The sequence below is a fragment of the Hymenobacter polaris genome (assembly GCF_012927305.1).
In the GTDB taxonomy this organism is placed as follows: Bacteria; Bacteroidota; Bacteroidia; order Cytophagales; family Hymenobacteraceae; genus Hymenobacter; species Hymenobacter polaris.
On sequence record NZ_JABBGH010000001.1, the window covers coordinates 2,357,439 to 2,377,658 of the forward strand.

Genomic DNA, 20,220 nt, shown 5'->3' on the forward strand with positions numbered 1-20,220 from the left:
ACCTCTGCGCTTCCTCTGCGTAAGCCTCCGCGTCTTCTGCGGTGAAAAACTACTGCACCCTCACCTGCTTGCTGGTAGTACGGCCGAACTTGGTGGGGAAGTACAGCAGCTCGGCGCGGGCGGGGTTGAGAGTGTACTGACCCCGGTAGCGCGGCTGCAGCGCCACCCGGAAGGTGTGCCGCCCGGCCGGCAGGTAGTCGATAAAGATGCCGACTTGCTGCTTCAGGTATTCGCGGTGCACCTCCACGGGGCTAGGGGCGGCCGGGTCGCCGTAGGAGCAGCCGGCCGGGATGGGCACCTCGAGCAGCACGTAGCGCGACTCGGCGGGCGCCTCCACGGTGATGACTAGCTCGGTGGGGCGGCCAGCGGGCAACTGCACGCGGCGGCCGGCCTGGCCCCCTAGGGTCGTCGTGACAGTAAAGGGCTTGGTGGCGGCTTCGGGGCTGGGCACCCAGCGCGTTTGGTAAGCGGTGGCGTACACGGGCAGCGGGCCGGTCTTGCGGATAGTGAGGGCGGCCGGCGCCGTGGGTAGCTTCAGCGCCAGCGGAAACTGCGTTTGGGGGCCGCTGGGCAGCTCGGGCGCGCCGCTTAGGTCCACCTGGGTGGTGGGGCCGGCCGGGCTGCCCGCCAGCAGGTCGGGGCCGATGGTGGCGAGGATTTGAGCCGTTTGGTAGGTGCTGAGCCAGTGGCCGCCGCCCCGCAAGCCCAGCAGGTAGGCGCGCAGGCGGGTTAGCTCGGCCTCGTGGCCGCCTTGGGTGCGCAGCACGCGGTAGGCCAGTAGGGTGGTGCCCACGCGGTCGGGCAGCAGGTAGCGGAAGTAGCTGGGCACGTGCAGGGTATCGGCATACAGGGCGCCCCCTAGGGTGGTGCGCAGGCGGTAGCGGCGCAGGGTGTCGAGTTGGTAAGGCAGGGCCAGCTTTTGGCGCAGCTCGGTGAGGGCCAGGTAGCGGTCGAGGGGCAGGCGCGGCCTCGACAGCTGCTGCTCGAGGCGGCGCACGTAGGTGGGGTAGTCGGCCGGGGCGTGCAGCGCGTGCAGCACGTGTAGCAGCCGAATCTGGTCGTCGGGGGCGGCGAAGAAGTAGCCCCGCGTGAGCGTCGTAGTGGGGCGGTTGGTAGCCACAACAGGCCTAGGGTGCAGCGTGGCGTCCAGCTCGGCCAGCAGGTAGCGCACTACCTCGTCGCGGTTGAAATTCACCGCGAAGCCCGCCTCGCTGGCGGCTTGCAGCGCCTCCACCACGTGCAGCGTGGCCCAGGGGCTGACCGCCGACGTGGGCCAGGTGCCCCACAGCCCCTCGGGCTGGTGGCGGCCGGCCAGCAGGCGCCGGATGAGGAAATTGACGTTGCGCTGCCGGCGGAAGGGCTGCCCCTGCGCCGCCCGGATGCGCTGCTCCAGCAGCAGCCCTTGCAGGCGCGAGGCCATCTGCTCGTTGCAGAGGTAGGCGTATTGCTCCAGGTGCTCAATCTCGGCCAGCAGCACGGGCAGGGCGTCGCGCTCGATGCGCACGGTGGCGGGGCCTAGGCGCGGGTCGAGGGGCAGGCGCACGGTGGTGTCGGCGGGTAGCAGGCTTACGAAGGTGCCCACCTGCTCGGTGGTGCCGGCGGGCAGCACGGGCAGGCGGCGCTGCTCGCCGTCGGCGTAGCCGCTGGCTTGGCTCAGGACGAAGGTGATTTCCAGCGAATCGGGCGGGCCCAGGAGCTGGGCGGGCGGCGCCGTAAAGGTGAGCGTATCGAGCGCCGAGGCCGCCACGCGGCGGGCCTGCTGGCGCAGCACCCGGCCGCCCTGGCGGAAGCTGGTAGTCACGGCCGCCGTGTCGCCCTGATAGTTAAGCACCTTGCCTAGGGCCTGCACCCGGTCGCCGGCCACCAGGAAGCGCGGCACCGCCAGCTCGGCCCGCAGCGCCTTAAACGAGCGCAGCCGCCCCGTGAGGCCGCCCACGCGCCCGTGCCCGTCGGAGCCCACCACGAAGGTGTCCCAGCCGGTCACGTCGTCGGGCAGCACCACGTCGGTGTGCGCCCGCCCTAGGGCATCGGTGAGCAGGGTAGGCCGCCACCAGGCATTGTCGCGGAAATGGCGGCGCAAGCTCAGGCGCGGGTCGGCGCCGGGCAGCAACTCGGGGGCCGCCCCCGCCGCGCCGGGCCGGAACGTGGCGCCCGCCCGAGTGGTGATGAGAATAACGCCGTTGGCGCCCCGCGCTCCGTAAATGCCAGTGGCCGCCTCGCTCTTGAGCACCTTGGTTTCCAAAATATCCTGCGGCGAAATCTGGCTGAGGTCGCCGGAAAAAGGCAGGCCGTTCACGATGAGCAGCGGCGGGTTACTGGCCGTCACCGAGCTGTTGCCGCGAATGCGCACGCCGGGCTGCCCATTAATTTGCACCCCCGCCACCCGGCCTTGCAGCATCATAACGGAGCCCGTCAGGTTGGCTCGCTGCTGCACGCCGTAGCCCACTACCACCACTTCTTGCAGCTGCTGCACGTCTTCCACCAGGCTGGTATTGAGCACGCTGTGGTTGCCGATAACCAATTCCTGGCGGACGTAGCCAACGTAGGAAAACACCAGCTCGGCCACCTGCGGCGGCACTTGCAGGGCGTAGTAGCCATCCACGTTGGTAGAGACGCCGAAGGTGGTGTTTTTGGCCAGCACCGTGACGCCGGGCAGGCCCTCACCCTGTGCGTCGGTGACGCGGCCCACCAGCGTGCGCCAGTCGGGCCGCGGGCTGCTGGGCTGCTCTGCGCGGGTTTCGCGGCGGGCGGGCGGCTCGTTGGGGGCCAGCTGCTGGGCCAGGCCGGCAAACAGCCGCTCGATGCGACGGCGCAGCGCGTCGCCCGGCCGGTGGTCGGCCCCGCGCAGCTGCACGTAGGTGGTGCCGTGGGCTTCTACCAGCACGGGCTCGGCCAGGAGCAGGCTGGTGCTGTCGGCCAGCAGCACGGCTACTTGGTAGCGGCCGGGGGCTAGGCCCGCCATCGGCTCCAGGCCGTAGCCCAGGCGCGAAAACTTGGGCTGGTCGGGCCGGGTGAGCAGGGTGTAGAGCGGGGCCGCCAGCTGGGTGCCGGGCGGCCGGTCGTAGGGCAGGCGCAGCACCAGCCGGCCGCTGCCCTGGGGCGCCGGGGCCAGCAGGCGCGGCCGGTACCCGAAGGCGGGCTCGCGCAGGTGCTGCAGGTAGTCGGAGGTGAGGGCGAAGTCGCCCAGCGGCAGCCAGTCGCGCCCGGCGGTGCCATTCAGGTACCCTAGGGTGCTGGGCTCCAGGCAGCTCTGCTTGATGGTGCGCGGGTAAAACGTGTAGTCGTACAGCGGCTCGAAGAGGAAGCGCGAAGTGGCCCCGCGCAGCCGCAGCAGCTGCAGCGAGTCGGGCCGGAAGGGACCCGCCAGCCGCAGCCCGCGGTAAGTGGGCGGGCCCAGCGGGCGGAGCGCCGGGCCCTGGCGCAGGGCCACGGTGCCGGGCTCGTCGCGCACGGCCACGATGGCGCGGCGCAAACCCAGGTCTTCGGTGGGCGTGAGCTGGGCGGGGCGCGGGGCCACGGTCAGCTCGCGGCAGGGGTGGTTGGGGTCAATGCTGAGCGTGAGCTTGTGGCCGGGCTGCAGGTACACATCGCGCAGGGTGATGTCGCGGGTGGGCAGGCGCAGGCGCAGCGTGTGCAGGCCCGGCCCGGCCACGGCGGCGTAGGGCTGCTGGTTGCCGAGGGCCTCGATGTAAGCGGGTTGCTCGTCGAGGTAAAACGCCACCGGCGGCTGCACCCGGCCCGAATCGACCACGAACGGCGCCACCTGCGTGAGGCCGCCCGGCGCGGAGCGGTACTCGAAAAACGTCCCGGTTTCGGGGTAGAGGAAGTGGTAAAACTGTAGCGAGTCGAGCCCCAGTTGGTGCTGCCAGCGCGGCCAGTCAAGGCTCTGGCGGCCGGCCTGGCTGGCGTCGTTGGCCAGGCCCGCGCGCAGGGCGAAGCGCCGGCGCGAGCGCCGCCCCGCCACCGGCCGCGCGTAGCTGGGCAGCGCAGGCGGGGCGCTCGCCTCAAACTTGCTGGTGTAGGCGTAGGCCGCCAGGTCGGCGTCAGGCACGGGCCGCCCGGCCTCATCGGTCACCGTGAAGCCCAGGCGCAGGTGCTGGCCGGGGTAGGCCAAGTCGGGCTGGGTGGTGGTGATGAGCAGCTGGCGCTGCGGGGCGGCCACCGTGTACTCGGCCGCCCGCGTGGCCGCGCCCCAGCGGTAGTGCAGCGACACGTGCCAGGGCTCGTCGCCCCCGTCCTTGAGGTCGAGAGCGTAAGCGGTGCCGTAGCCGCGGTAGCGCAGCACCTGGCCCCGGTACACGAAGTACCAGAATGGCAGCCGGCGCGGATTGTCCACGCGCAGGTGCACCGAGTCGGCGGTGCGGTCCGACTGCAATTGCAGGCTGGCGTTGTCGGGCGCCAGGTAGAGGCGGGTGGTGCGGTTGGCGTCGTCGCGCAGCACGTAGGCGGCAGCCAGCGGGTCGAGGGGCCGGGTTAGGGGCAGCAACACCCGCTCGGGGACCCTAGGGTGCTGGGTTTCATTGGCGGCTACTACTTCCAGCCAGGCGCGGTGCGGCGCTCGGCGGCCCAGCGAGTCGTAGCTGGCGCGCAGGGTGTCGGCGCTGAGCGTGAGCAGCAAGCGGCCGGCGTCGCGGTGGTACACCGCCTGACGGTGCTCGGTGCGGCGCTCGTTGTCGGCGGTTAGCAGCGTGGCTCGCACGTCGTAGCTGAAATCGGCATTGGGGAAGATACGGGCGGGCAGGTCGATGCGCGTTTCGCCCACCGGGTCGAGCGCTTGGGCGTGGGTCCAGAGCGTATCGGCCACGAACAGCCGTCGGCCGGGCAGCGCGCCGGGCGGCGCTACGGGCACTACTGCCAGCTGTACCCGCGCGTCGAGCAGGTTCAGCCCGTTGGCGTCGGTGCCCCGCACGAATACCGCCTGCGGCTGCCCGCGCCGCGGCTCCTCCTCGAGCAGGCGCAGGGTGTAGTGGCTGTTTTTCAGCTCGTAGTCTTCATACCGAAAGCTCTCGCTCAGCAGGGTCGCGCCGCGGCGGTCCTCCAGCTCTAGCATCGGCCGGGTGTCGGCGCGCAGCCCTAGGGTATCGGTCAGCGGCAGGGCGTACTCGTAGGTGCCGGGGCGCACCGGGCGCAGCTCGGCCAGGCGCTTGGCGCGGTTGAGGCCGTTGCCGCTTAGCCACAGCGTAAGCGGGCGGGTGTAGGGGCGGCCGCTGCCGCGCCGCAGCACGCGGGCCTTCAGGCGCAGGGTGTCGCCGGTGGGGCGGTAGCGCGGCTCACTCAGCAGCAGGTAGCCCCGCCAGCGGCGTTGGGCGCGTTGGCTGTGGCGCTCCTCGCGCACATCTTCGTTGAAGGGCGAGCGCAGCAGCCCCACCACCCCAAAATCGGCTTCGGAGGCATGCTGTAGGTCCTGCACCGTGCGGCGCACCGGCTGGCTTAGGTAGCCCAGCGGGAAGCCGTAGAGCGCTCGGTAGCCCACGCGCCGCAGCCAGTGAACGCGGCCGTAGCTGCCGGGCGAGTAGGCATTTTGCCAGGTGAGCGGGTGGAAAGTGGTGCGGCCACCTTGCGTGACAGCCACCAGCCCGGCGCGGCCCGCCCCTGCCAGGCGGTAGGTGCGGGTGGCGGCGTCGTAGGGCACAGCGCGGCGGCGCAGGGCCACTCGCGCATCGGGCACCAGCCCACCCAGAGAGTCGCGCAGTACCAGCACCAGGTCGGTCTGGTTGTCGAGCACTTCGAGGGTGCGGCCGGTTTCAGCGCGCAGCCAGTACACCAGCTGCGGGCCCTCGGTGTGCGCCACCAGGTAGTAGCCCAGCGGCAGCGGCCTAGGGTGCGCCTGGTAAACCAAGGCCGAGTCGGTCGGGAAGGAATCGACCGGCACCGTAAAAAAATTGGGCCGCGCCGCCTGCAGGCCGTGCGCAAACAGCTGGCGGGTTTGCGCCTGCGTCAGTCGGAAAATCTTCGTGAGGTAGCTGCGCTGCCGGGCGCGGGCCAGCGGCTGCTGGGCCAGCACGGGCAGGCTCAGCCAGCACAGCACCAGGGCCAGCGCGAGTTGGTAGAGTGGAAACATAGGCGGGTGGAAAAAGGCTTTTTCACCCGATGCCACCCTAGGGCCTTTTGCACACGGCACTCGGCTGTTTGCTCATAAACCAGAACGTCCTGCTGAGCCCCGCGAAGCATCTCTACCGAACGATGCCCTAGGGGCGCGGTAGAGATGCTTCGCGGGGCTCATCATGACGCTCGTGAATACCATCTGTTAGCTGCGTTTGCACTAGCTCAAGCTAACAGCCAGCAGCTACTAGCTAACAGCTTACTACGGATTCGTGCTCCACATGCCGGCCTCCTTGATGAAGATGCGGCGGTTGAGTTGGAGCTGGGCCACCATGAACTCGGCCAGGTCCTCGGGCTGCATCACCTTGTCGGGGTTGCCGTCGGTGAGCTTGTTGTTGATGGCCAGCTCGGTAGCCACGGTGCTGGGCGTGAGGGCGCTCACCCGAATGTTGCTCTTGCGCACCTCCTGCATCAGGGCCTCGGTCAGGCCGAGCAGGGCGAATTTACTGGCGCTGTAGGCGCTGCTGCCCGCCGAAGCGCGCTGCCCCGAGGTCGAGGCCACGTTGATGATGTCGCCGGTTTGGCGCTCCAGCATGGCCGGCAGCACGGCGCGCGTCACGTAGTACACACCCAGCAGATTCACCTGGATAATGTGCTCCCACTCGGCCACCGGCATGTCTAAGAATTTGGCGAAGGTGCCGATGCCTGCGTTGTTGATGAGGATGTCGATGGGGCCCAGCTCACTGGTGATGTGGGCCACGGCGGCGTCTACGGCGGCTTGGTCGGCCACGTCGGCGGCGGCCACGCTGATTTTTACCCCCAGCTTTTGCAGCTCGGCGGCTAGGCTTTGCAGGTCGGCTTCGGTGCGGGCCAGCAGGCCCACGTGCACGCCCTCGCGGGCCAGCGCCTCGGCCACGGCCTTGCCAATGCCTTTGCCCGCGCCCGTCACCAGGGCCACTTTACCAATTAGTTTTTCCATGTTGAAAGCATCTTGCGCGGTCAGTGAACCGCGTTTGTGGAGAGGAGAACAGGGCTATAACTCGCCGGCCGGGTCGCGGGTTAGGGCCGGCGGCGGGCCCCAGGAGCTTTTTCTGCGTAAAGGGGCCATTCATTTGCCCTTCTCCCCTCCCCTCTTCCCTTATGCAAGCCATTGTCATCACCCAGCCCGGTGGCCCCGAGGTACTGCAGCTGCAAGAGCGCCCGCAGCCCCAGCCAGCCCCCCACGAGGTGCTCATCCGGGTGCGCGCCGCCGGCCTCAACCGCGCCGACCTGGCCCAGCGCGCCGGCAAGTACGGCCAGGAGCCGGTGGCCGGCAAGGTGCCCGGTCTGGAAGTGGCCGGCGAGGTGGTGGAAGTAGGCGCCCAGGCCCTACGCTGGAAAGTGGGCGACCAAGTATGCGCCCTGCTGGCCGAAGGCGGCTACGCCGAATACGCCGCCGTGGACGCCCGCCACTGCCTGCCCATCCCGGCCGGCTGGACGCTGGCAGAGGCCGCTAGCCTGCCCGAAACCGTGCTCACCGTGTGGTCCAACGTCTTTCAGCAGGCGGCCCTGCAGCCCGGCGAAACGGTGCTCGTGCACGGCGGCACCAGCGGCATCGGCCTCACGCTCATTCAACTAGCCACGGCCCTGGGCAGCCGGGCGCTGGCCACCGCCGGCTCGCCCGATAAGTGCCGCGCCGCCGAGCAGTACGGCGCCGCCCGCTGCATTGACTATAACGCCGAGGACTTTGAGCAGGCGCTGCAAGGCGAAACCATCAACGTCATTCTCGACATCGTGGGCGGCGACTACACCGCCAAAAACCTGCGCCTGCTGGCCCCCGACGGCCGCCTGCAGTACCTCAACGCCCAGAAGGGCCCTAGGGTCGAGCTGAACCTGATGGACATCATCAGCAAGCGCCTGCGCCTGAGCGGCAGCATGCTGCGCCCGCGCCCCGCCGACTACAAAGCCGCCCTCACCGCCGCGGTAGAAGCCCACGTGTGGCCCCTGGCGGCCAGCGGCCAGCTCCGCCCCGTCATCGACCGCACCTTCCCGCTGGCCGAAGCCGCCGCCGCGCAAAAGCTGATGGCCAGCAGCAAGCACATCGGGAAGATTCTGCTGGTCAATGAGGGGTGGGGGTAAAAGCACAACAAGGCGGTCATGCTGAGCCTGCCGAAGCATCTCTACCGCTTCGTTGCAACGATTCAGGCGATGCGGTAGAGATGCTTCGACAAGCTCAGCATGACCGCCCTTTTGGCGTTCTCACTTCAACACCTGAGCAGCGTGCTCCTTGGTATCGGGGCGCTTGATGACCTTCTCAATCAGGCCGTTGGCGTCGAGGAGGAAGGTGGTGCGCACGGTGCCCCAGTAGGTTTTGCCGTAGTTCTTTTTCTCCTGCCACACGCCGTAGGCCTCCACGATGCGTTTGTCGGCATCGGCCACGAGCGAGAAATTCAGGTCGTACTTGGTGGCGAACTTCTGGTGCGAGGCCACGTCATCGGTGCTCACGCCCACCACTTTCACGCCTTGGGCGGCCAGCTGGCTTTCGTTGTCGCGCAGGTTGCAGGCCTGGGCGGTGCAGCCGGGCGTGTCGTCTTTGGGGTAGAAGTAGAGCGCCACCCGCTGGCCGCGCAGGCTGCTCAGGGTGAACGGGTTGCCGTACTGGTCGGGCGCGGTGAAGTCGGGGGCGATAGTGCCGGGTTCGGGAAGCATAAAGATGGTATACTAATGTTGAGATATGCCAATGTAGAAATCTGAAAATGTGCTAGTTGTACGCTACTCGCAACTACTGTACACTCATTAGCACATTTTTATATTTTCACATTAGCGCATCAAAGATTGAGTGGAATGACGCGCTCGTTGCCAGCCTGGTCGGTGAGGCGCAGCTGGGCCGCACCGCGCAGGGCGGGGCCTAGGGTATCGCCGGGCACCGTAAAGAGCGTGTTGTTCTTGTACTCGTAGCGCAGCAGCCGGAAGCGCCCACCCACCAGCAGCTGGTACGAGGCCAGGCCCGAAAGGTCGTCGCCCACCCGAAACAGCAGCTGCCCGCCCGCCCGGCTTAGCAGCCGCGCCTCGGGCGCTTTGGTATCGGTATAGAGGCGGTACTGCCCAAATACTTTGGTATTCAATGAAATCTGGGTGCTGTCGGCGTTCCAGGTGCCGCCCGCGTAGGCCCGGCCGCCGGTGGGCGTAATGCTGTAGATGGCCGTGCGCCGAGGGTCGGCGGGGCGGGCGGTGGGCCGCAGCGTGAGGCGAAGGGGCAAGTAGAGCGGCACCATAGGAGTGCCCACCACCCAGGTTTCGGGGGCGGCGGCGGTGGCCGGCTTCCAGCTGGTGCCCAGGTAGAGGGGTGAAAACAGCGTTTGGGGCCCAAACACCAGGTTGAGGTGCGGGGTGGTGTAGCTAGTTTCCTGGCCGGCCGGTATCAGCACCTGCCGGTCGAACACCTTGCGCACTTGCCCATAAACCAGCGAGTCGGGCAGGCCGGCGCGCAGGTCGTAGAGGTAGGTGGTTTCGGGGCCCACCGAGTAGCTGGGGCGCAGTTCGAGCTGGCGGCCGCCGCGCCGCAGCAGCAGGTTGGCGGGGGCATCGCCCGAGTCGGGCCTAGGGGTCGTGACAATGGTTTTCAAGATGTTGCGCTCAATGGTGTAGCGCAGCTTGGGCGGGCCGGCGGGGCCTAGGCGGCCGGGAATAGCCGCGTAGGCCACCGGCGCGGTGCCGCGCAGCACAAGGTGGGCCTGGCTTTGGTTACGGTACGAGTCAGCCAGCTCAATATCAATGCTGTACACCTTACCCGGCTCCACGTTCAGCAGCCCCTGGCCGGCGCCGGCGGGGGTGTAAAAGCCCAGGTCGTTGCCCTCGTCCACCCACAGCTTTTGCAGCAGGCGCCCGCCGGTGTGCTGGTAGAGGTAATCGACGAAGTTGTTGACCTGCCGCGAGCCGTTGGGAAAGGGCACCGCGTCGATAATGTGCTGGTAATAAGGCTGCCCGTTCACGCGCACCGTCACGCGCTGGATGCCGTTCTTGTTCCAGGCGTTGTCGAAGCGGTCGAAGCCTTGCAGCAGCAGCCCCACCTGCCCGGTGCAGGCCACGGTATCGGGAAAAACCGTGCGGGCGCCGGGCAGCGGCTGCGTTTTGGGCACCAGCAGCGCCCGCTCGAACTGCCCCCGCACCCGCGCCGCTATCCCTAGGGGCACCACGGCCAGCGCCTGCAAGGTGGGCCCAGTATGGTCCGCAATTTCGGCAAAGCCACCCCACTGCAGCGGGTTCAGCTGCCGGTCCTGGCCGTCGCGCACTTCCCAGTGCACGTGCGGCCCAGCCGAGCCGCCGGTGTTGCCGCTCAGGGCCACCTCTTCGCCCCGCCGCACCGGGTACTGGCCGGGCTTGAAGAATAGCTCCAGCTCGTAGGTCTGCTTCTCGTACTGCTGGCGCAGCAGTTCCTGAGCCACCGGCCCCTCAAACTTGTTGAGGTGGCCGTAGACCGTCGTCAGGCCGTTGGGGTGGGTGATATAGAGCACGTTGCCATAGCCAAACGACGACTGCTTGAGGCGCGACACGTAGCCATCGGCCGAGGCGAACACCGGCTTGTTGACCCCGCCCCCAGTCTTGATGTCGAGGCCGCCGTGGAAGTGGTTGGGGCGCAACTCGCCCATGCTGGCGGCCAGGTAGCCCGGCTGCCCCGGCGCAATCGGAAACAGGAAGTAGCCCGGCGCAATGGCCCCCGCCGAGGCGCCTGCCACGGCCGTAGCGGCGGGCCGGATAGGGCCGGTCTGGCGGCGGGTGGTGGTGTCGTCGGTGCCTTCATCCTGGCTGCGGGCGGTGAGGGCCAGCAACAGCAGGCCGCTCGCGACGGGCAGCCCCACCCGACGCAATAAAGTGATATTCAACAAAATACTAGCTAGCTTACAGCCGCCACGCGCTACCCGGCACCCCTAGGGGCAGCGGGCGGCCGGGCGGCCTAGGGATTATTCGGTTCTACAAATGCCGCCGCCGCCCTAACGACGGAAGGCGCTGCAGCGTCTTTGCGGCGGCCAGCATAGTTACCGCACCGGCACTTCCAGCAGCAGCTCGCCTTCGAGGTAGCCGCGCAGCTCGTCGCCGGGCTTTACCGGCCCCACGCCGGCGGGCGTACCCGTAAAGATGAGGTCGCCCTGCTTGAGGGTGATGTACTGCGACACGAAGGCGATAATCTTGGCAAACGGGTGCAGCATCAGCCCCGAGTTGCCCTGCTGGCGCACCTCGCCGTTTACTTCCAGTCGGAAGTTAATATTGGCAAATTCGGGGAAGTCGGCCACCGGCTGGAAGGTGGGCGAAATGGGCGCTGAGCCGTCGAAAGCCTTGGCCAGCTCCCAGGGCAAGCCCTTCTTTTTCAACTCGCTCTGCACGTCGCGGGCCGTGAAATCGACCCCTAGGCCAATGGCGTCGAAGTAGGTGTGGGCAAACTGCTCCTCGATGTGGCGGCCGTTTTTGCACACGCGCAGCACCAGCTCCAGCTCGTAGTGCACGTCGTGGGAGAAGGCGGGCACGAAGAAGGGCTGGCCGCGCTGCACCAGCGCCGTCTCAGGCTTGAGGAAGATGACCGGGGCGGCGGGTGTCTCGTTGTGCAGCTCGGCTATGTGGTCGGCGTAGTTGCGGCCAATGCAAATAATTTTCATGGGATGGGGCTCGGCAGGTAGGGCAGCCCAGGCGGGCCACCCTGCAAAGTAAACATTTGCCCCGGTGGGTTGCGTATAGCCCCTGCGCCCCTGGCGCGGTCCTTGCACTTCCAGCTGTCACCAAACCATCTTCTTTAGTTATGCTTCGAAAGTTTCTTTTAGGCACCAGTCTACTGCTCACCGCTGGCTGCGCCACGGTGCCCATCACGGGCCGCCGCCAGCTAAGCCTGGTGGGCGACAGCGAGATGAATAGCTTGGCCGTAACCCAGTACAAGCAAACCCTGGCCGAATCCAAGCTCTCGACCAACGCCGAGCAAACGGCCATGGTGAAGCGCGTGGGCCAGCGCATTGCCAACGCCGTGCAGCTCTATTTCAAGCAGCAGGGCCAGAGCGCGCAGCTTGACGGCTACAACTGGGAGTTTAACCTCATCGACGACCCTAAAACGGTGAACGCCTGGTGCATGCCCGGCGGCAAGGTAGTGGTGTACACCGGTATCTTGCCCCTTACGCAAGACGAGAACGGCCTGGCCGTAGTGTTAGGCCACGAGATTTCGCACGCCGTAGCCAAGCACGGCGCCGAGCGCATGAGCGACCAGCTAGTGGCCCAGCTCGGCAGCACCGCCCTAAGCACCGCGCTCTCGCAAAACCCCACGGCCACCAAAAATATCTTTTTGAGTGCCGTGGGCGCCGGCTCGCAGCTGGGCATGCTGGCCTTCAGTCGCCGTCAGGAAAGCGAGGCCGACCACCTAGGCCTCATTTTTATGGCCATGGCCGGCTACAACCCCGAAGGCGCCATTGCCTTCTGGCAGCGCATGGCCGCCCAGAGCCAGAATAGCACGCCCGCCTTCCTCTCCGACCACCCCGCCGACGCCCAGCGCATTGCCGACATCAAGGCCGACATGCCCGAGGCGCTGAAATATTACAAGCCGCGCTAGCCGCGCCTAGGTCTTGACGCCCGGCTGGGCCCTAGGGCCCAGCCTTTACGTTGCATCCTGCCGCCCTCGTTAGGGCAGTTCTCTCCTGCTGTTGGCCGTGGCCAGCCGCGCGGCGGGGCTGCCCGGCGGGGGCGGCAGGATGTTGGTTTTTGGGCTTAAGAAATATTTTTTAGGGATAACCTAGGTCAGCTTGCCAGTCGGCCGTCCGATATTTGTCTTTCGCTCCCCTCCGCTCGCTATCTAAATAAACATGCCCGCTTTTCCTCGCCTAGTTGGCTTACCCCCACTACCTGCCTTGCTGGCGGGCGCGCTGCTGCTCGGCACCGCCGCCTGCGAAACCACCCGCACCGGCAGCCGCGACCGCTCGCTGCCCTCGCACGACTACAGCGGCCGCAGTGCGGCGGCCAGCGCCGCGGCGGCCCTGGCAGGCTCGGCCAGCAGCCGCCTCATTATGCAGGTGGGCGAGGCGGGTAAGATTACCTACAAAACGTCGCAGCCTACCCTCTCGATGGCCCTGATGCGGCAGCTGGGCGACGGCACCACCATCGACCGCATTTTGGTGCGTCAGGCCCCGGTTGACGACCCCAAGGATAAGCCCCGCGCCCCGTACTACCTCATTGGCATGGGCCAGAAGGAGGGCAACTTCCGGGCTATCGCGCTGCCCCTGCGCGGCTCCGACGATGGCACCTACTACCTCACGCCCAACGCCGACCGCTACGTGCTGACCGGCACCGCCTGCCCCACCTGCTTCTTCGACTTTGAGGATGGCCACATCATGGGCGCCACCTGCGGCGACGGCTCGGTGGGCGGCAACTGCCAGCTCAAGGTGCTGCCTTCCAACCAAGTTTTTGTGCACCAGTAATGAGCACCGCCACCAAATGGGCTCTGCGCCTCACCCTCACCGCCCTGGCCGTGCTCCTCGTCAACGACAGCGGGAAGAAGCGTAAAGAGGTAAATAGGAAAGATTGAGGTAACGAGCAGCAAAAGGTGGTCATGCTGAGCTTGTCGAAGCATCTCTACCGCACAACCTAGGCGGCCCAGTAGAGATGCTTCGACAAGCTCAGCATGACCACCTTTTGCTGCTCGCTAGCCACCAATCACTTATATTCCTGCCAGTCGCCGCCCTGCACAGTGGCTACCACCGCAAAGTCCTCGTCGAGCAGGCACATATCGGCGCGCGCGCCGGGGCTGAGCTGGCCGATTTCCCCGTCCATTCCCAGCAGGCGGGCCGGGTAGAGGGTAGCCATCCGCAGGGCTTCCTCGAACCCGATGCCGGCCTGGCGCACGCAGTTGGCCACGGCCTGGGGCATGGTGAGGGCCGAACCGGCCAGGGTGCCGTTTTCGTTGACGAAGTAGTTGTGCTCGCGCCGGAAGCGGTAGGCGCCGTGGTCGCTGCTGTCCACCGCGTCGGTGATGAGGAACAGGCGCTCGCCCATGATGCGCTGGCTGATACGCAGGGCCGCGTAGTCGCAGTGCACACCGTCGGCGATGATGCTGGCCTGGGCCGTGGGGTGGTCGTAGACGGCGCCCACCAGGCCCGGCGCCCGGCTCTCGAAGCCCGACATGGCGTTGAACAGGTGCGTGGCGGCCCGGTAGTAGCTACCAAACGCCGCCGTAGCCTGGTCGTAGGTGGCCAGCGAGTGGCCCGCCGACAGCACCACGCCCGCTCGCTGCAGCTGCCTGGCCACCTCGGGCGACACGCGCTCGGGGGCCAGGGTCAGCAGGCGCAGCACGTCCTGGGTTTCGCGCAGCAAGACCGTTATATCCTCAGGGGTAGGCACTTGAATAAACTCCTCCTGGTGGGCGCCTTTTTTGCCGGGGTTGATGTAGGGCCCTTCCAGGTGCAGGCCCAGCAGACCGGGCACCGTGGGCTGGGCTTCGCGCACGGCCGCGGCGGCCGCCCGCATCATATCGGGCGAGTTAGTAGGCATGGTGGGCACGAAGCTGGTGGTGCCCTCGCGGCGCAGGGAGGCCCCTAGGGTCTTTAGCGTAGCCACGGTAGGGTCTACCGAAAACAGCACCCCGCCCCCGCCGTACAACTGCACATCTACAAAGCCGGGGCACAAGTGCAGGCCGCGCCCGTCGCGCCGGGGCAGGTCGGTGGGCGCGGCTACCACGGGCAGCAGCGCCTCCACCCGGTCGCCATTGACGAGCACGGCGTAGTGCGGCAGCGCGGCCGAGCCAGTATACACGGTACAGGGGGCAATGAGGTAGCGCATGGAATTGGAAAGGAAGTTGAACGAATTACGGCTGTCATTGCGAGCTTGCGCAGCAATCGCACCAGCACGATGGCCCTAGGGGTCGCGCTGGTGCGATTGCTGCGCAAGCTCGCAATGACAGCCGCATAACTAGTTTCAAACCCCCAAACCTACGAGAAGCCAAGCACCGGGTGCTCGCGGTATGGCTCCTCTAGCCGCTTGATTTCCTCCGGCGTCAGCTTGACGCCTACGGCGGCCACAGCATCCTCCAGGTGGCCGGGCTTGCTAGCGCCCACGATAGGGGCGGTGATGACGGGTTTCGAGAGCATCCAGGCCAGGGCTACCTGGGCGGCGGGAATACCGCGCTCCTTGGCGATTTCGTCCACGCGGGCAGCTACGGCGAAGTCGTCGTCGCGGCCGTAGAGGCTCTTGCCGAAGCCGTCGGTTTCGGCGCGCTTGGTTTCGTTGCGGGCCTTGCTGCGGCCGCCCGTGAGCAGCCCCCTGGCCAGCGGCGACCACGGAATGACGCCGATGCCCTGGTTTTCGCAGAGTGGCAGCATCTCGCGCTCCTCCTCGCGATACACCAGGTTGTAGTGCGGCTGCATGCTCACGAAGCGCGTCCAGCCGTGCAAATCGGCCAGGTAGAGGGCCTGCGCGAACTGCCAGCTGTACATGCTGCTGGCCCCGATGTAGCGCGCCTTGCCGGCCTTCACCACGTCGTGCAGCGCCTCCAGCGTTTCCTCGATGGGCGTGTCGTAGTCCCAGCGGTGAATCTGGTAGAGGTCCACGTAGTCGGTGCCCAGGCGCTGCAAGCTGGCGTCGATGGCGCTCATAATGTGCTTGCGCGAGAGACCTTTATCGTTTGGCCCCGGCCCCATGGGGTTGAAGACCTTGGTGGCCAGCACCACCTCGTCGCGCTTAGCGAAGTCGCGCAGGGCGCGGCCCACTACTTCCTCGCTCTTGCCGTTCGAATACACGTCGGCGGTGTCGAAGAAGTTGATGCCCAGCTCCAGCGCTTGCTTGATGAACGGGCGGCTCTGCTCTTCGTCGAGGGCCCACTGCCAGCGCTCGGTGGGCTCGCCGTAGGTCATGCACCCTAGGCAAATTTTGGATACGTGCAGGCCGGTGCGGCCCAGGCGGGTAAATTCCATAGGTTTTTAATGTGCGAATGTGGAAAATGCAGGAGATGTGCGGATGGGGAAATAGGTGGATGTAGAAAATGGAAATAGGCGGTCATGCTGAGCGCAGCCGAAGCATCTCTACCGAACGATACCCGAACGATGCGGTAGAGATGCTTCGACAAGCTCAGCATGACCGCCTTCTTTCAATTTTTACATCTACCTATTTCCCTATCCGCACATTTAAACAACAACCCTACTGCCAGTTTGCTTTATCGCGCCACGTGTGCGTCGGTTCGTAGCCCAGCTCCTTGCGCGCTTTGTCAATCGACAGCAGGGTTTCGTGGCCGGCCAGCTCTTTGCGCACCTCCACGCCGGGCAGCGCCTCGCGCAGCAGCTCGGCCGAGGGCTTCTCCATCACCGTGTCGGCATTGGCGATGATGAAGGCGTGCATGCCGGTGGCCTGCCACTCCACGGCCTTACGAATGGCCTGGGCGCCGTCGCGGGCGTCGATGTAGGCCCACATGTTCCATTTGCGCAGCTCGGGGTCGGCCTGGTAGCTGGCAAATTTCTCGTAGTCCTGCGGCTCCATCACGTTGGAGAAGCGCAGGCCGATGAGCTTGAAATCGGGCGTTTGGTAGCAGAACTGGCGGGCCATGTCCTCCATCAGCACCTTGGCCAGGGCGTAGGCGCTCTTGGCCCGCAGCGGGTAGTCTTCGTCCACCGGCGCGTAGGGCGCGTCGTTCTCGAAGGGCTCCCCTAGGGTGGTTTCCGAACTGGCCCACACCACGTTGCGAATGCCTAGGCGGCGGCTGGCCTCAAACACGTTGTAGGTGCCCATGATGTTGTTTTGGAACGTGTGCGCGTCGGAGTACTGGCGCGGGGCCGGGATGGCCGCCAGGTGCACCACCGCGTCAAACGCCTGGTTTTGCACCCCAGCGTAAATTTCCTGGCCTACCGACGAAAGCGCGTCCAGCGTTTGCCCGAAGTCGGCCAAATCGACCACCATGTGGGGCACGTCCTTGGCGGCGGGCACGGTATCCAGCACAAATACGTCGTAGCCGTGGGCCAGCAGGTCCTGCACGCACACCTTGCCTAGCTTGCCGGCCCCGCCCGTCACGCACACGCGGGGCTTCTTGGCGGGGGCTTGTTGTTGCTTGCTCATATCACAAAAGAGGAGGGAATTGAAAAAGGAGGCTTACCGGCCCTAGGGGCCTTGGTTGCCTGCTGCTACGCGAAACCCAGCCCTATCGATACCCTGGCCGCACCGTAGCCACAGCGTTGGCCTTTGCAATCAGGCGCTTAGGCCAACTAAATAATTATCACTGAAAGCCTCGTGATAACTCACTGACAGCTTGACGCGTAAGTACACGCGTCCGTGCGACACGTTTCATTCTACGGTTCCTTTTCCCTAAACCAACCTCCTGTTTCCCATGCAGTCCTACAAAGTCAAAGCCTACGGCGCCAGCAACTCCATCTTCAGCGGCCTGAAAGAAATGGAAGTCGAGCGCTACGCCCCCAAACCCGACGAAGTACACATCGAGGTGCTGTACTGCGGCGTGTGCCACTCCGACCTGCACCAGGTAAAAAATGACTGGCACAACACGATTTATCCCTGCGTGCCGGGCCACGAGGTGCTGGGCCGCGTGCAGGAAATTGGCAGCGAGGTGACCAAGTTTCAAGTGGGCGACATCGTGGGCGTGGGCTGCATGATTGACTCGTGTGGGCAGTGCGAGCCCTGCACCCACGGCGAGGAAAACTACTGCGAAGGCCCCGTGAGCTGGACGGCCACCTACAACGGCTACATGAAGCCGCAGAACAAAGACTTCAACACCTTCGGCGGCTACTCCACCGACATTGTGGTGAAGGAGTCGTTCGTGCTGCGCATTCCGGCCCAGCTCGATATCAAAGCCGCCGCGCCTATTCTGTGCGCCGGCATCACCACCTACTCTCCCCTCAAGCACTGGGGCGTGGGCCCCGGTAGCAGCGTGGCCGTGGTGGGCATTGGGGGCCTAGGGCACATGGCCGTGCAGCTGGCCCGCGCCATGGGTGCGCAGGTAACTGCCATCACCCGCGACAAGGACAAGCAAGCCGCCGCCGAGCAGCTGGGCGCCCACGAGGTCTTGCTTTCGACCGACTCGAAGGCGATGGAAGCCCACGCCAGCCAGTACGACTTCATCCTCATCACCATCCCCGACGCCTTCGACATCAACGACTACGTGCCGCTGGCCAAGCGCAACGGCTCACTAACCACGGTGGGTTTGCTGGGCCCTTATAAGGCGCCGCTCAACAACATGAACCTGGCCATGCACCGCATCTCGGTGGCTGGCTCCGTCATCGGCGGCATCGCCGAAACCCAGGAAGTGCTGGATTTCTGCGCCGAGCACAATATTCTGCCCGAGACGCAGCTCATTGACATTCAAGACATCAACAAAGCCTACGATGGCATGCTGGATGAGGAAGTCCGCTTCCGCTACGTCATCGACATGGCTTCGCTGAAGAACTAAGCCCTAGGGTTCGGTTTGGTGAAAAGGCCCGGCAGCAAGTAGCTACCGGGCCTTTTTTATTTGGTGGCAAACATAAAAAGCCCGTCATGCTCATCTGGCGTCCGCTTGCCGAAGCATCTCTACTACATCGTTGCACGATTCGCTAACGGAGCGGTAGAGATGCTTCGGCAGGCGGACGCCAGATGAGCATGACCGCTTCTCTATTTCTACTGCCCTAATCCCGTGCCTCCCCCACCACGTCCGTGGCCAGCTGGCCCAGGTCCAGCCCGTCGAAGGTGCCGCTGGTCATCAGCAGCAGGTTGGTGTCGGCCCAGGCCTGCTGGTGCAGAAACTCCCCTAGGGCCCGGCTGTCGGTGAAAACCTGCAAATCGGGGCGGGCGAAGGCTTGCTGCACCGCCGCGGGGGCCAGGGGCGGCAGGCGCTTATGCTCGAGCACATGGGGGTTGAAGTAAACCACGGCCACATCGGGCGCGTCGAAGCAGTGCGCGTACTGGGGCAGAAACGCCGGGTTGAGCGAGCTGAAGGTATGCAGCTCGAGGCAAGCCACGAGGCGGCGCGCGGGGTACTGCTGCTTGAGGGCCTGGGCGGTGGCGCGCAGTTTGCTCGGCGCGTGGGCAAAGTCCTTATACACCACCGAAGTGGCGCCGGCTTGCACCAGCTCCAGGCGCCGCGCCGCGCCGGGGAAGGTGGCCACGGCCTTGTAGAAATCCTTGCCCTTGATACCCAGCTGCTTGCACACCTCTTTGGCGGCCGATATGTTGCGCAGGTTGTGGGCGCCGAATACCTGGATGGGCACCTCCTCGTCGCGCTTGGTGAGCAGGTAGGTTTTGCCGTCGCGCACCACGCTCTCGTGCGGGCCGTAGCCGATGTACGTCACGTCGGGGTTGGTGGGCACGGCCACAAGCTGGGTCTGCTCGTCGTCGCGGTCGTAGATGAGCACGCCGGCCTTAGGCGTTTGGTCGGCAAAAATCTGGAACTGCTCGCGGTAGATTTCCTCGGTCGGAAACACGTTGATGTGGTCCCAGCTGATGCCCGAAATCACCCCGATGTGGTGCTGGTACAAGTGAAACTTGGGCCGCCTATCCACCGGCGACGACAAGTACTCGTCGCCCTCGATGATGATAACCGGCGCCTCATCGGTCAGCTGCACCATCAAATCGAAGCCTGCCAGCTGGGCGCCCACCGCGTAGTCGAACTGCCGCCCGTGGAAGCGCAGCACGTGCAGAATGAGCGCCGTGATGCTGGTTTTACCGTGCGAGCCACCAATGACGACGCGCTGCTTGTCCTTGCTGGCCTCGTAGATGTACTCGGGGAAGGAATAGATTTTCAGTTCCAGCTCCTGGGCGCGGGCCAGCTCGGGGTTGTCGGGCCGGGCGTGCATGCCCACAATCACGGCCCCTAGGCCCGCGTCGATTTTTTCGGGAAACCAGCCCTCGGCGGCGGGCAGCAGGCCGGCGGCGGCCAGGCGGGTACGGGCGGGCTCAAAAATCTCGTCGTCGGAGCCCGTGACCTGCGCCCCGCGCCGGTGCAGGGCCAGCGCCAGGTTGTGCATGATGCTGCCGCCGACGGCAATGAGGTGAATGCGTTCCAAGGGGCTAAAATCGACTTAGTGCGGGGCGCGAAAGTACGGCGGCTTAGCTGGTTGGGCTGGCCGGCCGGCCCGGTGGGCGCGCCGCCTGGGCCTGGCAAAAGCTATGGTGCTTGCGCAGAGGCCGCTTAGTCCAATTGCAACTAATAATCCTTGTACTACTTAGCCGCGGTGGTTAGCTTTGTTAGTTACGCCCTAGCCG

Annotated in this window: 13 protein-coding genes; 4 read left to right on the forward strand and 9 right to left on the reverse strand. The window is 65.8% G+C overall.

The annotated features are described in order from the left end of the window. Window positions 1–49: 49 nt before the first annotated feature. A complete protein-coding gene (locus HHL22_RS09945) occupies window positions 50–6,061 on the reverse strand; it encodes a carboxypeptidase-like regulatory domain-containing protein (RefSeq protein ID WP_169530822.1) in 6,012 nt (2,003 codons plus the stop codon). A 243-nt stretch (window positions 6,062–6,304) separates the two neighbouring features. Further along, window positions 6,305–7,021: a 3-ketoacyl-ACP reductase gene (locus HHL22_RS09950; protein WP_169530823.1), complete on the reverse strand. Its 717-nt coding sequence runs from the start codon at window positions 7,019–7,021 to the stop codon at window positions 6,305–6,307. Window positions 7,022–7,182: 161 nt separating this feature from the next. Here HHL22_RS09950 and HHL22_RS09955 point away from each other — a divergent pair, with 161 nt between their 5' ends. After that, entirely contained in the window at window positions 7,183–8,160 is a 978-nt protein-coding gene (locus tag HHL22_RS09955; protein ID WP_169530824.1) for an NAD(P)H-quinone oxidoreductase, read from the forward strand. A 120-nt stretch (window positions 8,161–8,280) separates the two neighbouring features. Here HHL22_RS09955 and bcp read toward each other — a convergent pair whose 3' ends face one another. The 3 genes from bcp to HHL22_RS09970 form a co-directional block, all read right to left on the reverse strand. Further along, window positions 8,281–8,730 (reverse strand): thioredoxin-dependent thiol peroxidase, encoded by a 450-nt coding sequence (gene bcp, locus HHL22_RS09960; RefSeq protein WP_169530825.1) that lies wholly within the window; start codon window positions 8,728–8,730, stop codon window positions 8,281–8,283. 119 nt (window positions 8,731–8,849) lie between these two features. Continuing rightward, a complete protein-coding gene (locus HHL22_RS09965; RefSeq protein ID WP_169530826.1) occupies window positions 8,850–10,904 on the reverse strand; it encodes a M23 family metallopeptidase in 2,055 nt (684 codons plus the stop codon). Window positions 10,905–11,057: 153 nt separating this feature from the next. Next, the gene (locus HHL22_RS09970) at window positions 11,058–11,672 is read right to left on the reverse strand and encodes a fumarylacetoacetate hydrolase family protein (RefSeq protein WP_169530827.1); all 615 of its coding nucleotides are present in this window, start codon (window positions 11,670–11,672) and stop codon (window positions 11,058–11,060) included. 140 nt (window positions 11,673–11,812) lie between these two features. Between HHL22_RS09970 and HHL22_RS09975 the strand changes: the two genes are divergently transcribed. Both HHL22_RS09975 and HHL22_RS09980 read left to right on the forward strand, forming a co-directional pair. After that, window positions 11,813–12,607 carry a M48 family metallopeptidase gene (locus HHL22_RS09975; protein ID WP_169530828.1) on the forward strand — a complete coding sequence of 265 codons (795 nt, stop codon included), beginning with the start codon at window positions 11,813–11,815 and terminating at the stop codon, window positions 12,605–12,607. Window positions 12,608–12,857: 250 nt separating this feature from the next. After that, window positions 12,858–13,469: a hypothetical protein gene (locus tag HHL22_RS09980; RefSeq protein ID WP_169530829.1), complete on the forward strand. Its 612-nt coding sequence runs from the start codon at window positions 12,858–12,860 to the stop codon at window positions 13,467–13,469. Window positions 13,470–13,704: 235 nt separating this feature from the next. Here the strand turns inward: HHL22_RS09980 and nagA are convergent, their stop codons facing one another. The 3 genes from nagA to HHL22_RS09995 form a co-directional block, all read right to left on the reverse strand. Then, the gene (gene nagA / locus HHL22_RS09985; protein WP_169530830.1) at window positions 13,705–14,826 is read right to left on the reverse strand and encodes an N-acetylglucosamine-6-phosphate deacetylase; all 1,122 of its coding nucleotides are present in this window, start codon (window positions 14,824–14,826) and stop codon (window positions 13,705–13,707) included. A 149-nt stretch (window positions 14,827–14,975) separates the two neighbouring features. Then, entirely contained in the window at window positions 14,976–15,956 is a 981-nt protein-coding gene (locus tag HHL22_RS09990; protein ID WP_169530831.1) for an aldo/keto reductase, read from the reverse strand. Window positions 15,957–16,179: 223 nt separating this feature from the next. Next, complete coding sequence (locus HHL22_RS09995; protein WP_169530832.1) at window positions 16,180–17,088, reverse strand: NAD-dependent epimerase/dehydratase family protein; 909 nt, start codon at window positions 17,086–17,088, stop codon at window positions 16,180–16,182. A gap of 268 nt (window positions 17,089–17,356) precedes the next feature. Here HHL22_RS09995 and HHL22_RS10000 point away from each other — a divergent pair, with 268 nt between their 5' ends. Further along, on the forward strand, window positions 17,357–18,430 hold the full coding sequence (locus HHL22_RS10000; RefSeq protein WP_169530833.1) for an NAD(P)-dependent alcohol dehydrogenase: 1,074 nt from the start codon (window positions 17,357–17,359) through the stop codon (window positions 18,428–18,430). Window positions 18,431–18,644: 214 nt separating this feature from the next. On the opposite strand, the gene HHL22_RS10005 is transcribed toward HHL22_RS10000, so the two are convergent. Further along, the gene (locus tag HHL22_RS10005) at window positions 18,645–20,021 is read right to left on the reverse strand and encodes a UDP-N-acetylmuramate--L-alanine ligase (protein ID WP_169530834.1); all 1,377 of its coding nucleotides are present in this window, start codon (window positions 20,019–20,021) and stop codon (window positions 18,645–18,647) included. Window positions 20,022–20,220 lie beyond the last annotated feature (199 nt).

Coding starts and splice junctions, on each gene's coding strand:
- HHL22_RS09955 (WP_169530824.1), top strand. CDS start 7,183: ATGCAAGCCATTGTCATCACCCAGCCCGGTGGCCCCGAGGTACTGCAG.
- HHL22_RS09995 (WP_169530832.1), bottom strand. CDS start 17,088: ATGAGCAAGCAACAACAAGCCCCCGCCAAGAAGCCCCGCGTGTGCGTG.
- HHL22_RS09975 (WP_169530828.1), top strand. CDS start 11,813: ATGCTTCGAAAGTTTCTTTTAGGCACCAGTCTACTGCTCACCGCTGGC.
- HHL22_RS10000 (WP_169530833.1), top strand. CDS start 17,357: ATGCAGTCCTACAAAGTCAAAGCCTACGGCGCCAGCAACTCCATCTTC.
- nagA (WP_169530830.1), bottom strand. CDS start 14,826: ATGCGCTACCTCATTGCCCCCTGTACCGTGTATACTGGCTCGGCCGCG.
- bcp (WP_169530825.1), bottom strand. CDS start 8,730: ATGCTTCCCGAACCCGGCACTATCGCCCCCGACTTCACCGCGCCCGAC.
- HHL22_RS09970 (WP_169530827.1), bottom strand. CDS start 11,672: ATGAAAATTATTTGCATTGGCCGCAACTACGCCGACCACATAGCCGAG.
- HHL22_RS09950 (WP_169530823.1), bottom strand. CDS start 7,021: ATGGAAAAACTAATTGGTAAAGTGGCCCTGGTGACGGGCGCGGGCAAA.
- HHL22_RS09980 (WP_169530829.1), top strand. CDS start 12,858: ATGCCCGCTTTTCCTCGCCTAGTTGGCTTACCCCCACTACCTGCCTTG.
- HHL22_RS09945 (WP_169530822.1), bottom strand. CDS start 6,061: ATGTTTCCACTCTACCAACTCGCGCTGGCCCTGGTGCTGTGCTGGCTG.
- HHL22_RS09990 (WP_169530831.1), bottom strand. CDS start 15,956: ATGGAATTTACCCGCCTGGGCCGCACCGGCCTGCACGTATCCAAAATT.